The organism is Kitasatospora sp. NBC_00070 (assembly GCF_045041205.1).
Lineage (GTDB): Bacteria > Actinomycetota > Actinomycetes > Streptomycetales > Streptomycetaceae > Kitasatospora.
On sequence record NZ_CP108247.1, the window covers coordinates 6,910,720 to 6,923,433 of the forward strand.

General features: G+C 74.7%; 7 protein-coding genes. 4 read left to right on the plus strand and 3 right to left on the minus strand.

Going from position 1 to position 12,714, the window contains the following annotated elements; all coding sequences use genetic code 11:
* Positions 1–10: 10 nt before the first annotated feature.
* Complete coding sequence (locus OHV05_RS31255; protein WP_405020665.1) at positions 11–937, minus strand: NADP-dependent oxidoreductase; 927 nt, start codon at positions 935–937, stop codon at positions 11–13.
* 117 nt (positions 938–1,054) lie between these two features.
* Here OHV05_RS31255 and OHV05_RS31260 point away from each other — a divergent pair, with 117 nt between their 5' ends.
* Positions 1,055–1,495 (plus strand): MarR family winged helix-turn-helix transcriptional regulator, encoded by a 441-nt coding sequence (locus OHV05_RS31260; RefSeq protein ID WP_405020666.1) that lies wholly within the window; start codon positions 1,055–1,057, stop codon positions 1,493–1,495.
* Between the two features lie 7 nt (positions 1,496–1,502).
* Here the strand turns inward: OHV05_RS31260 and OHV05_RS31265 are convergent, their stop codons facing one another.
* Complete coding sequence (locus tag OHV05_RS31265) at positions 1,503–2,288, minus strand: helix-turn-helix transcriptional regulator (RefSeq protein ID WP_405020667.1); 786 nt, start codon at positions 2,286–2,288, stop codon at positions 1,503–1,505.
* Between the two features lie 116 nt (positions 2,289–2,404).
* Here OHV05_RS31265 and OHV05_RS31270 point away from each other — a divergent pair, with 116 nt between their 5' ends.
* From OHV05_RS31270 to OHV05_RS31280, 3 genes are all read left to right on the plus strand, one after another.
* Positions 2,405–3,178 carry an SDR family NAD(P)-dependent oxidoreductase gene (locus tag OHV05_RS31270; protein ID WP_405020668.1) on the plus strand — a complete coding sequence of 258 codons (774 nt, stop codon included), beginning with the start codon at positions 2,405–2,407 and terminating at the stop codon, positions 3,176–3,178.
* A 370-nt stretch (positions 3,179–3,548) separates the two neighbouring features.
* Positions 3,549–7,436: a Pls/PosA family non-ribosomal peptide synthetase gene (locus OHV05_RS31275; RefSeq protein ID WP_405020669.1), complete on the plus strand. Its 3,888-nt coding sequence runs from the start codon at positions 3,549–3,551 to the stop codon at positions 7,434–7,436.
* A gap of 35 nt (positions 7,437–7,471) precedes the next feature.
* Positions 7,472–8,824 carry a M1 family metallopeptidase gene (locus tag OHV05_RS31280; RefSeq protein ID WP_405020670.1) on the plus strand — a complete coding sequence of 451 codons (1,353 nt, stop codon included), beginning with the start codon at positions 7,472–7,474 and terminating at the stop codon, positions 8,822–8,824.
* 39 nt (positions 8,825–8,863) lie between these two features.
* Here OHV05_RS31280 and OHV05_RS31285 read toward each other — a convergent pair whose 3' ends face one another.
* Positions 8,864–12,637 carry a S8 family serine peptidase gene (locus OHV05_RS31285; RefSeq protein ID WP_405020671.1) on the minus strand — a complete coding sequence of 1,258 codons (3,774 nt, stop codon included), beginning with the start codon at positions 12,635–12,637 and terminating at the stop codon, positions 8,864–8,866.
* Between the last annotated feature and the right edge of the window lie 77 nt (positions 12,638–12,714).

The following is a 12,714-nucleotide window of genomic DNA, read 5'->3' on the forward strand; positions in this document are numbered from 1 at the left end:
TCGGAGGGTCTCAGGCGACGGTGACGACGATCTTGCCGCGGGTGTGGCCCTCGGCGTTCAGGCGCTGGGCGTCGGCGGTCCGCTCCAGCGGGAAGGTGGCGGCCACCTCGACGGTCAGCAGGCCCTGGTCGGCGAGCTCGGCCAGTGCGGTGAGGTCGGCGGTGTCGGGGCGGACGAAGACGTACTTGCCGCCGAGGGCGAGCACGGCGCCGTCGGCGATCGAGGCCAGCCGGCCGCCCTCGGCGAGCAGGCCGGGGGAGACCTGGAGGGCGTCGCCGCCGACCAGGTCGAGCACGGCGTCCACGCCGTCGGGGGCGAGCGCGCGGACCCGGTCGGTCAGGCCCTCGCCGTAGGCGACCGGCTCGGCGCCCAGGCCGCGCAGGAAGTCGTGGTTGCGCTCGCTCGCGGTGCCGATCACCCGGGCGCCGAGCGCGGTGGCGACCTGGACCGCCAGCGAGCCGACGCCGCCGGCCGCCGCGTGCACCAGCACCGTCTCGCCGGGCTTGACCTCCAGCGCCTTGGTGAGCGCCTGGTAGGCGGTCAGCCCGGCCAGCGGCAGGCCGGCGGCGGCCTCGAAGGAGAGCGCGGCGGGCTTGTGCGCCAGGGTGCGGACCGGCGCCGCGACGTACTCGGCGAAGGTGCCCCGGCCGACCAGGTCCTCCCGGACGTAGCCGATCACCTCGTCACCGGGGGTGAACTCGGTGACGCTCACGCCGACCTGCTCCACCACGCCGGAGACGTCCCAGCCCGGGATGACCGGGAAGACCACGTCCAGTGCGCTGTCCAGGTAGCCGGCCTGGATCTTCCAGTCCACCGGGTTGACCGAGGCGGCCCGGACCTTGACCAGGACCGAGTCCGGGCCGAGCTTGGGCTGCGGGACCTCGCCGAACTCCAGGACGTCGGGGCTGCCGTAGGTGCGGTACGTGATGGCCTTCATGGTGGTGCTCCAGAGCAGAAAGATTTGATGAAGTAGATGGTTGAACTCATCAAGCAATAAATCGAAGGTAGACCTCGATGATTGAGGATGTCAAGTAATCGGGCCTAGACTGGAGCCATGAACCCGACCACCCCCACCACCGCGCCCGGCCCCGAGCTGCTCATGGAGCAGCTCGCGCACGCCGCCGCCTGCTACTACCGCAGCTTCGCCGTGGTGGCCGGCGGCCAGGGCCTCACCCTGATCCAGGGCAAGCTGCTCAGCCTGCTCGGGCGGCCGATGCCGATGCGGGCGCTGGCCGAGCTGCTCGGCTGCGACGCCTCCAACGTCACCGGCCTGGTCGACCGGCTGGAGGCACGCGGCCTGCTCCGCCGGGAGCCCGACCCGGCCGACCGCCGGGTCAAGACCGTGCTGCTGACCCCGGAAGGGGAGGCCGCCGTCCGGCGGATCAGGGCCGAGATCACCACCGGCCTGCCCGGCCTGGCGCAGCTCGACGACACCGGGCGCCGCAGTCTCTCCGAGCTGCTCGCCCGGGCCTTCCCACCGGGGCCCGGCGCCTGAGCGGCCGTCAGCTCCGGTCCGGGCCGACCAGCATGAAGAGGTGCTGGTCGGCCTCGGGCAGGCTCAGCACGGTGTACTCGAAGGTCCCGGGATCCTCGGCCGGGGCCGGGACGGACAGCCGCCCCCGGCGCGGCGGCCCGGCCCGGTGCTGCGCCCAGAGGGCGGCGAACGCCGGGCTCCAGCGCTCCAGTTGACCCACCAGGGCGGCCAGTGGCCGGTCGGCCGGACGGTCCGCGTGGTGCGCCCGCAGGCCCGCGACCAGGTCGGCCCCGATCCAGCCGTCCGGCGCGAGGTTGTCCGGGGCGGCCGCCGCGTACGGGCAGCAGAACACCTGCCAGAGCAGGTTGCGCTCGTGGACCGGCCGGGCCATCGGGGTGGCCAGCAGGGCGTCGGCGCGCGGGTTGCAGGCGAGCAGGTCGAAGCGCGGGCCGGTGACGAAGGCGGGCACCTCGGTCAGGGTGCCGAGCAGGGCCAGGGTGGCGGCGGGGACGGCCGCCGGCTCCGGTGCGTCCGGCGCGGGTGGCCGCTGGCGGTGCGCCAGCCGGTGCAGGTACGCCCGCTCGGGGGCGGCCAGCATCAGCGCCTCGGCCAGTCCGTCCAGCACCGGCCCGGTCGGCACCCGCTGGCGGCCCTGTTCGAGCCGGGCGTAGTAGTCGGCGGAGATGCCCGCCCGCACCGCCACCTCCTCCCGGCGCAGTCCGGGCGTACGGCGGCGCGTACCGGCCGTCCCGGCCTGGACGGGGGCGAGTCGGCGGCGGGCGCGCAGGAACGCGCCCAGCGGGGTCTCGGGCATCCGCCCACGCTGCCACAGCGGCCGGGGGTTGACCAGGACCTGGCTGTCCCTGGTTGCGCGGTACCCGGATACACCGGCCGCTGGTACCGGTGGGCGATGGGCCGCAGGCTCGCCGCATGGGACTTCTCGACGACAAGGTCACGATCGTCACCGGCGCGGGCCGGGGTATCGGCGCGGCCGCCGCCCGGCTGTTCGCCGCCGAGGGTGCGCTGCTGGTGCTGACCGCCCGGACCGGTCACCAGGTGGAGGCGCTGGCCGCCGAGCTGCGCGCGGACGGCGCGGCGGCGGTGGCCGTCGCGGCCGACATCAGTACGGCGGAGGGGGCCGAGCGCTCCGTCCAGGTCGCACTGGAGACGTACGGGCGGCTGGACGCCGCCTTCGGCAACGCCGGCTCGGGCCCGGTGCCGGCCCCGCTCGCCGAGCGGACCGAGGCGGACTGGGACGCGGTGCACGCGGTGAACCTGCGCGGCAGCTGGCTCGGCCTGCGGGCCCAGCTGCGGGCCCTGGTGGCGGGCGGCCGGGGCGGTTCGATCGTGCTGAACAGCGGGGTCGGTGCCCTGGTGGGCGGCTTCGGGGACGGCACCCAGCAGGCGGCCAAGCACGGCCTCTCCGGCCTGGTGCTGGCGGCCACCGCCGACTACGCCCGGTACGGCATCAGGGTCAACGCGGTCGCCCCCGGCGTGGTGCGGACCCCGGGCACCGAACCGTTCTTCGCGGCCGGCCCCGGCTTCGAGGCCCTGGTCTCCCGGGTCACCCCGCTGGCCCGGGTGGCCGTCCCGGTCGAGGTGGCCCAGGCGGCGGCCTGGCTGCTCAGCGACCGGGCCTCGTACGTGGCCGGGGTCACGCTGCCGGTGGACGGCGGGATCACGGCCACCCGGAGCTTCTCCTGACCGGACTTCCGGCGCCCTGCGCCGGATCGTGACCGGGCGTGTCGCCGATGGAACGGGGGGCGACACGCCCGCCCGGCTGTGGCATGGGTCACACCGGGCGAACCGGGCTGACGGACCGTCAGATCATCTGACGGTCCGTCAACTCCGGTCGTTTCACCTGTTGGTCACCCCTGACGGATCGTCAGTTGTCCGACGAATTGGGCCAGTCGGGTGAGTTGGGGCCCCGTCCGAGTGCCCCCGGGCCGGGCTACCATCGGTTGGGTTGTCCGCTTCGGCCTGGAGCGCGGCGTCCGATCGGGGCGTGCGGCGCAGTCCCCCCAGGGCCTGGCATCGGTCATGGACGGGGGAGACGGACAAGGGGCACGCAGCTGTGACGACACAGATCACCACCCGGCAGGACCAGGAACGGCAGGACGAGGCCGCAGGCCCGCTCGCGCTGTTCTCGGCCGGCCCGGCCCCGGCCACCCGCACCCTGCTGGACGTGCTGGAGACCACCGCCCGGGCACACCCCCAGGAGCCCGCCCTCGACGACGGCCACAGCACGCTGAGCTACCGGGCGCTGGCCGCCGAGGTGGAGACGGTGCGCCGCCGGCTGGCGGCCGCCGGGGTCGGCGCCGGGGACCGGGTCGGCGTCCGGGTGCCCTCGGGGAGCAACGACCTCTACATCTGCATCCTGGGCGTGCTCGCGGCCGGCGCCGCGTACGTCCCGGTGGATGCCGAGGACCCGGACGAGCGGGCCGAGCTGGTCTTCGGCGAGGCCGCCGTGGCCGCCGTCCTGGGCGCCGGTCGCGCGCTGACCGTGACCGGCCGGCCGACCACCGGCCGCCCCGGCGTCCGGCCCGCCCCCGCCGACGACGCCTGGATCATCTTCACCTCCGGCTCCACCGGCAAGCCCAAGGGCGTCGCCGTCACGCACGCCAACGCCGCCGCCTTCGTGGACGCCGAGGCCGCGATGTTCCTCCAGGAGGAGCCGATCGGCCCCGGCGACCGGGTGATGGCCGGTCTCTCGGTCGCCTTCGACGCCTCCTGCGAGGAGATGTGGCTGGCCTGGCGCTACGGCGCCTGCCTGGTGCCCGTCCCGCGCTCGCAGGTGCGCGGCGGGGCCGATCTGGGCCCCTGGCTGGCCGAGCAGGAGATCACCGTGGTCTCCACCGTGCCCACGCTGGCCGCGCTCTGGCCCGCCGAGGCGCTGATCGAGGTCCGGCTGCTGATCTTCGGCGGCGAGGCCTGCCCGCCCGAGCTGGTCCAGCGCCTGGTCACCGAGGGCCGCGAGGTGTGGAACACCTACGGCCCCACCGAGGCCACCGTGGTCGCCTGCGGCGCGCTGCTCACCGGCGAGGGCCCGGTCAGGATCGGCCTGCCGCTGGACGGCTGGGAGCTGGCCGTGGTGGACGAGGCCGGCCGGCCCGTCCCGATGGGCGGCACCGGCCAGCTGGTGATCGGCGGCGTCGGCCTGGCCCGCTACCTCGACCCGGCGAAGGACGCCGAGAAGTACGCCCCGCTGGAGTCGCTCGGCTGGGCCCGCGCCTACCGCAGCGGCGACCTGGTGCAGGCCGACCCGGCCGGCCTGGTCTTCCTCGGCCGGGGCGACGAGCAGATCAAGCTTGGCGGCCGCCGGATCGAGCTCGGCGAAGTGGACGCCGCCCTCCAGGCGCTGCCCGGGGTGGCCGGCGCGGCCGCCGCCGTCCGGACCGCCAAGAGCGGCAACCAGCTGCTGGTCGGCTACCTGGTCACCCAGGACGGCTGGGACCAGGCCGCCGCCGTCGAGCAACTGCGGGCCGAACTCCCGGCCGCCCTGGTGCCGCTGCTCGCCCCGGTGGAGAGCCTGCCGACCCGGACCTCCGGCAAGGTGGACCGCGACGCGCTGCCCTGGCCGCTGGCCGGGCTGACCACCGGCGGGCCCGGTGAGCAGCTGTACGGCACCGAAGCCTGGCTGGCCGAGCAGTGGAGCGAGATCCTCGGGGTCCAGGTCTCCGGCGCCCAGGACGACTTCTTCGCGATCGGCGGCGGCAGCCTGGCCGCCGCCCGGCTGACCACGCTGCTGCGCAGCCGCTACCCGGCCGCCGCCGTGCTCGACATCTACCAGCAGCCCACCCTGCGCAAGCTGGCCCGGCACCTGGAGCGCTCCGCCCAGGGCGACGGCTCGGCCCGCACCATCGCGCAGGTGCCGACCCGGGCCAAGGTGGTGCAGACGCTGTTGCTGCTGCCGCTGTTCACCCTGGTCGGCCTGCGCTGGACGGTCGGCCTGCTGGCCCTGGGCAACGCGCTGTCCTGGTTCGGCGACTACCCGTGGGCGCCCACCGCCTCCTGGTGGCTGGTCGGCGCGGGCGCGCTGCTGCTGTTCAGCCCGCCGGGACGGCTGGCGATCGCGGCCGGCGGTGCCCGGCTGCTGCTGCGCGGTCTGCGCCCCGGCAGCTACCCGCGCGGTGGCGGCCTGCACCTGCGGCTGTGGACCGCCGAGCGGCTGGCCGAGGTCTCCGGCGCCACCGAGCTGTCCGGTGCCTGGCTGGTCCGCTACGGCCGCGCGCTCGGCGCCCGGATCGGCCCCGAGGTCGACCTGCACTCGCTGCCGCCGGTGACCGGCCTGCTCCGGCTCGGCCGGGGCTGCGCGATCGAGGCCGAGGTCGACCTGTCCGGCTACTGGCTGGACGGCGACCGGCTGGAGATCGGCCAGGTCCGGGTCGGCTCCGGCGCGGTGATCGGCACCCGCAGCACCCTGCTGCCCGGCGCCCGGGTCGGCAAGCGGGCCCAGGTCGCGCCCGGCTCCGGCGTCACCGGCCAGATCCCCACCGGCCAGCGCTGGGCCGGCGCGCCCGCCGCCAAGCTCGGCAAGGCCGAGCGCAGCTGGCCCAAGCAGCGCCCGCCGCGCCGGGCCCGCTGGGCCGCGCTGTACGGCGCCAGCGGCCTCGGCCTGAGCCTGCTGCCGGTGCTCTCGGCACTCGCCGCGCTGCTCGTGGTCAGCCGCTTCGTGCACCCCGGCGACGGCCTCGGCGCCGCACTGACCGGCGCCCTGCTCGCGCTGGTCCCGGCCACCCTGGCCTACGGCCTGGTGTACGCGACCCTGCTGCTGGTCGCCGTCCGGCTGCTGAGCCTGGGTCTGCGGACGGGCAGTCACCCGCTGCACGGCCGGATCGGCTGGCAGGCCTGGACGGTCAGTCAGCTGATGGACCTGGCCCGGGGCACGCTCTTCCCGCTCTACGCGGGCCTGATCACCCCGTACTGGCTGCGGGCGCTCGGCATGAAGATCGGCAGCCGGGCCGAGGTCTCCACGGTGCTCGCGCTGCCCAGCCTGACCACGGTCGGGGACGGCGCCTTCCTGGCCGACGACACCCTGATCGCCCCGTACGAACTGGGCGGCGGCTGGCTGCGGCTCGGGGAGGCGGAGATCGGCGAGCGGGCCTTCCTCGGCAACTCGGGGATGACCGCGCTCGGCCGGGCGGTGCCCGACCGGGGCCTGGTGGGCGTGCTGTCGGCGACGCCGAAGAAGGCCAAGAAGGGCAGCTCCTACCTCGGCATGCCGCCGATGCGGCTGCCCCGTTCGGCCGACACCGCCGACCAGAGCCTGACCTACGACCCGCCGGCCCGGCTGCTCTGGGCCCGGGGCCTGGTGGAGATCTGCCGGCTGGTGCCGGTGTTCGCCTCCGCCGCGCTGGGCCTGCTGACCCTGGGCGTGCTGGCCCAGCTGGCGGCCACCGGCTCGGTGCTGCTCGCCGCGCTGCTCTCCGGTCTGGTGCTGCTGGCCGCCGGGCTGGCCGCCTGCCTGGTCTCGGTGGCCGCCAAGTGGCTGCTGGTGGGCCGGTTCCGGGCGGTCGAGCACCCGCTGTGGAGCGGCTTCGTCTGGCGCAACGAACTGGCCGACACCTTCGTCGAGGTGCTCGCGGTGCCCTGGCTGGTCGGTGCGGTGCCCGGCACACCGGTGCTCAACCTCTGGCTGCGCTCGCTCGGCGCGAAGGTCGGCCGGGGCGTCTGGTGCGAGACCTACTGGCTGCCCGAGGCGGACCTGGTCACGCTCGGGGACGGGGTCACCGTGAACCGGGGCTGCGTGCTGCAGACCCACCTCTTCCACGACCGGATCATGCGGATGGATACTGTGATCCTTCACGAGGGAGCCACCCTCGGCCCGGGCGGCATCGTGCTGCCCGGCAGCACCGTCGGCGCGCGCAGCACGCTGGGGCCCGCCTCGCTGGTGATGCGGGCGGAGTCCGTCCCGGCCGACACCCGCTGGCTGGGCAACCCGATCGAATCCTGGCAGTCCTGACGGACCGGCAGCACAGACGCAGGAGCGTACGACCCGTGAGTCCCAAGCAGGTGCCGCCCTCCGGCGTCGACCCCTACTTCCCGACCCACGGGGACGCCCGCTACCGGGTGCACCGCTACGAACTCGCGCTGGACTACCGGCCAGGGCCGAACCGCCTCGGTGGCTCGGCCCGGCTCAGCGCGGTGGCGGGCGGCGCGGCACTGGCCGAGTTCGCGCTCGACCTCGCGGAGTTCCGGATCGGCCGGGTGCTGGTGGACGGCAAGGCCGCGCACTACACCCACCGGGCGGGCAAGCTGCGGATCCGGCCGGCCAAGGCGCTCGCCGCCGGGGCCGCGTTCACCGTCGAGGTGCACTACACCGGCAACCCGAAGCCGGTCCGCAGCCAGTGGGGCGGCCTGGGCTGGGAGGAGCTGACGGACGGTGCCCTGGTGGCCAGTCAGCCGATCGGCGCCTCCTCCTGGTACCCGTGCAACGACCGCCCGGCGGACAAGGCGAGCTACCAGATCTCGATCACCACCCCGTCCCCGTACACCGTGGTGGCCAGCGGCCGGCTGCTCACCCGGACCACCCGGTCCTCCAGCACCACCTGGGTGTACGAGCAGTCCGCCCCCACCGCCAGCTACCTGGTGACGGTCTCGATCGGCCAGTACGAGACGGTCCGGCTGATCGAGGGCTCCCCGACGCCCTCGCCGAACCGGACGGTGCCGCAGACCGCCTACCTGCCGGCCCGGCTGCTGCCCGAGTTCACCATCGACTTCGCCCGGCAGGCCCGGATGATGCACCACTTCGAGGAGCTGTTCGGCCCGTACCCGTTCGGCGAGTACGCGGTGGTGGTGGCCGACGAGGAGCTGGACGTGCCGGTGGAGGCGCAGGGCCTGGCCACATTCGGCACCAACCACCTGGACGGCAGCCGGACCTCCGAGCGGCTGGTCGCGCACGAGCTGGCCCACCAGTGGTTCGGCAACAGCGTGACGATCGCCGACTGGCGGCACATCTGGCTGAACGAGGGCTTCGCCAAGTACGCCGAGTGGCTCTGGTCCGAGCACGCGGGCGGCCGCAGCGCGGTCGAGCACGCCGCCGCCGCGCACGCCCTGCTGGCGGGGCTGCCGCAGGACCTGCGGCTCGGCGACCCGGGCCGGAAGCTGATGTTCGACGACCGGCTCTACCAGCGCGGCGGGCTCACCGTGCACGCGCTGCGCTGCGAGCTGGGCGACGAGGCGTTCTTCCGGCTGGTGAAGGACTGGGCGGTGAGACACCGTCACGGGGTGGTCGGCACGGCCGACTTCACCGCGCACGCCGACCGCTACGCGACCGCGCCGCTGGACGGGCTGTTCCAGGACTGGCTGAACGACCCGCTGCTGCCGCCGCTCCCGGTCGGCGCACGCTAGAGCCCCGGGGCGGTGGTACCGCCCCGGGGCCCGTTGGGCTCAGCGCACCGCGTACGCGTCGGCGACGGTCTGGGTGACCGACACCCCGTCGGCCGCCGTCAGGGTGACCCGGAGGGCGACCTTGGTGCCGGCCGCCGCGCCGGTGTGGTCGACGGTGGCGGTCCACTGCCCGTGACTGCGGGTCAGGGCACCGGGCGTCCACGTGGTGCCGCCGTCGTAGGAGTACGACAGGGCGGCGGACTTGAGCGCCCCCGGGGTGTACCCCGCCTGGCCGGTGGCGGCGAGGCCGATCCGCAGCCGGCCGGCGGCCACCGTGTTGTCCGCGTCCACCGGGAGGTCGTAGGACGGGAAGAGCAGCGGCAGCGCCTGCGAGTAGACCGCCGGGTCGCCGTGCGAGCGGAACGAGAACTCGGTCCGCACCGCGCTGGAGCGCTGCCAGACGTCCTGGTGGTAGAACCGCTGCTGGGTGAGCCTCAGCAGGTACTGGGCGTCGCCGGCGGGCAGGTCCCAGACGTTGAACGGGCCGAACCAGGACTCGCCGAGCGACGTGCCGTCGGCCAGCAGCTCGACACCCGCACCGTCGCCGAAGTTCGACATGGTGCCGGTGTGGTCCGGGTCGGCGTCGCTCCACAGCGAGCGGGAGAAGTCCACCCCGATCCGGTCCGCCTGCCGCTCGCCGACCAGCCGGGCGGCCCCGTCGGTGCCGGTGCCGCCGGTCGGGCGCAGCACGCCCCGGTACCACTCCTCGCTGCGGCTCTCGCCCTTGCGGTAGGAGCGGTTGACGTCGGTGAGGTACTCGGCGAACGGCCAGCTGCTCTGCACCGCGTGGGCCCACTGCCCGTCGTCGGCGGTGTAGTACGCGGTCCTGGTCAGCGGCGCGGCGACCAGGCCCTGGAAGGCCGGGATCTGCGCGTACGGGTTCCACGGCCGCACCGCGTCGGCGTACTCGAACATGTGGGTCGCCGCGCCGAGCGAGTGCCAGGTCTCGGTGACGGTGGCGAGATCGCGGTCGCGGACGGTGTGCTGCTGGCTCGCCCGGACCTGCCGGTCGTCGTGGAAGGCCAGGTTGTAGACGTACGGGCTGTCGGGGGTGGAGGTCCAGGCCAGGGTCACGCCGCCCTTGCCGGCACCGAGCCGGGCGGTCAGCGCGGCGGCCTGGTCGGCGGTGATCTGGAAGACCGGGGCGTGCATGCTGATGTCGTTCTTCCGGAACGAGCCGGGGGTCGGACGGTACGTCAGCACCGCGACGGCGCCGGCCGCCTGCGCGTTGGCGCTCACCTCGTTGGCGTCGGTGCCGTCGTCCGGCACCAGCACCAGCCGTCCGGTGGCGCCGGCCGCCGCGAGGTCGGCGGCGGAGGCGCTGCGGGCGGCCACCAGTTTCGCCGAGCCGGTGCCGGGCAGGCGGGCCTCGGCGGCGTACGGCAGGTAGTTCGGCTCCAGGGTCACCCCGGCGCCGGTGAACACCACCGGTGCGGCGCCCATCCGCAGGTAGCTGCCGGCCTCGAAGCCGCCGGTGCTCGCCTTGCCGGAGCCCCAGCTGTACAGCTCGACCGGGGCGTTGCCGATCCGGGCGCCGATCGCGTCCACCCACTTCTCGCCCCACCAGCGGGAGAGTTCGAGGGTGGCGTCCAGGGTGCGCAGCTGGCGGTCGCCGCGGACCTCGACCCGGTCCGCCTTGCGGGCGTCCAGGGTGAGCACGGTGTCCTTGGTCAGCTTGAACTCGGGCATCGCCACCGCGGTCACCGAGCGCGGGGCCGCCTCGCCGGTGGCGTCCCGGTGGTCGGGGGTGACCACGAAGCCGGTGAGCGAGAAGACGCCGGGGCGCAGCCGCAGGGTGAGCTCGCCGTTGGCGTCGGGGGCGACCCGCTGCCCGGTGGACTGGCTGATGTCGATCAGGTCGACCGAGGTCCCGGTGTCGGCGGTGGCCGGCCGGCCGTCCCGGTCGGTCAGCTTCACCCGGACGGCCAGCGTCTCGGGCTCGACGTACGCGTTGAACGGGGTGGAGACGGTGCGTCCGGCCTCGTCGGTGGCCAGCACCCGGCCGGTGACGTCGCCGTACTGACCACCCGTCAGCCGGGCGGTCGGGTCCAGGGTGAGCGGCACCTGCACGGTGGCGCCCGCCGGGACGGTCACGCTGTCCCGGCCGAGCCGGACGATCTTCGAGCCGATCGCCGAGTCGTCGTCACCGTCGGTGCGCTGCACGGTCAGCCGCAGCTTCACCGGCGCGCTGCCGGTGTTGGTGTAGGGGAGCTGGACGGTGCGGGTGTCGGACTTCACCTGCGGCCAGGCGAACTGCCCGAAGCCGACGGCGGGGGAGCCCAGCACGGTCTGCTGGACGGCCTGGCCGACCCGCAGCCGGCCGCCGCCGATCTGCTGCACGTCGCCCGCGAGGGTCGGGTCGGCGGAGGAGACCAGCGCGGCCTTGAGCCGGTCGGCCGTCCAGTCGGGGTGGCGCTGCTTGAGCAGCGCGGCGGCCCCGGCCACCAGCGGGGTGGCCATCGAGGTGCCGGACATCGCGGTGTAGGCGTACACGCCCCGGCCGCCGGCGGCGGCCGCGGTGACGTCCACGCCGGGGGCGGCGATCTCGGGCTTGAGGGTGTGCACGCCGGTGACCGAACCCCGGCTGGAGAACGAGGCGGTGCGGTCGGCCGAGTCGACGGCGCCGACGGTCAGCACGTCCGGCGCGCAGCCGGGCGAGGAGACCGACTGGTACTGGCCGAGGTTGCCCGCCGCGACCACGAACAGGGTCTTCGAGCTCTTCGCCAGGCTCTGCGCGGCCACCGACATCGGGTCGGTGCAGTCGGTGGGTTCGGAGCTGCCGAGCGACATCGAGGCTACGTCGGCGCCGGAGTCGACGGCCCACTGCATGCCCGCGATGATCTGGGAGTCGGTGCCGGAGCCGGAGTCGTCCAGCACCTTGCCGACCAGCAGCTTTGCCCCGGTGGCGACGCCGCGCTGGGCGCCCTTGCCGGCGGCGCCGGTACCGGCGATCTCGGAGGCGACGAAGGTGCCGTGGCCGACCGCGTCGTGCACGTCCGCGTCGGGGGTCTCGGCGGTGAAGTTCCGGGCGTCCAGTACCTGTCCGGCCAGGTCGGGGTGGTCGGCGTCGATGCCGGTGTCCAGCACCGCGACCTTGACGCCCTGGCCGCCGAGGCCGAGCGCCCAGGCGGCGGGGGCGCCGATCTGCTTCGTCTCGGACTCCAGGCTGGCCTTGACCTTCTGGTCCAGCCAGAGCTTGGCCAGCCCGTCCCGGCCCTTGCCGTCGGGGCCCACCAGACTGTCCCAGGTCCCGTTCGCCGCACCCTTGTCGGCGCGGTACGCGACGCCGTGCACGGCCTTCAGCGACTTCACCCCGGTGGACCGGCTGCGGGCCGGGGCGCTGCTGTCGGCGGTCTGCTGGTCGCGGTAGACCGCGATCACCGGCAGCGCCTTGGTGCCCTGGTCGTCGTAGCCCTGGCGGACCAGGGCGCTGATGTTGAACAGCGCCCTGTCGACAGAGCCGGCCGCCAGCGCGGCGGCGGCCCGCTGCGGGAAGACGTACTGGTCGCCGTTGACCTGGCGGGTGAAGTGGACGGGTATCCGGCCCTGTTCGTCGGGCTGGAGCGAGACCCGGGAGCGGCCGGCCGCGTCGGTGGTCAGGTCGACCTTCTCGCCGGTGATCAGGGTGACGGTGTGCCGGGTGGCCGGTGCGCTCGCGCCGGTGAGGCCGGAGCCGGTCGCGGCGGCGGCCGGTGGAGCGGTCAGCGCGGTGCCACCGAGCAGACCGGCGACCGCAACTGCCAGCGCCCGGCGGGCGCGGGTCGGCAATGCCATGGACACTCCTCGGGGAGTCGGGGGATATGGCCGGTGAGCCTGGCAGAAAGCGGCTCTGACCGGTCATGATGTGCCTG

Coding starts and splice junctions, on each gene's coding strand:
- OHV05_RS31285 (WP_405020671.1), bottom strand. CDS start 12,637: ATGGCATTGCCGACCCGCGCCCGCCGGGCGCTGGCAGTTGCGGTCGCC.
- OHV05_RS31255 (WP_405020665.1), bottom strand. CDS start 937: ATGAAGGCCATCACGTACCGCACCTACGGCAGCCCCGACGTCCTGGAG.
- OHV05_RS31265 (WP_405020667.1), bottom strand. CDS start 2,288: ATGCCCGAGACCCCGCTGGGCGCGTTCCTGCGCGCCCGCCGCCGACTC.
- OHV05_RS31270 (WP_405020668.1), top strand. CDS start 2,405: ATGGGACTTCTCGACGACAAGGTCACGATCGTCACCGGCGCGGGCCGG.
- OHV05_RS31260 (WP_405020666.1), top strand. CDS start 1,055: ATGAACCCGACCACCCCCACCACCGCGCCCGGCCCCGAGCTGCTCATG.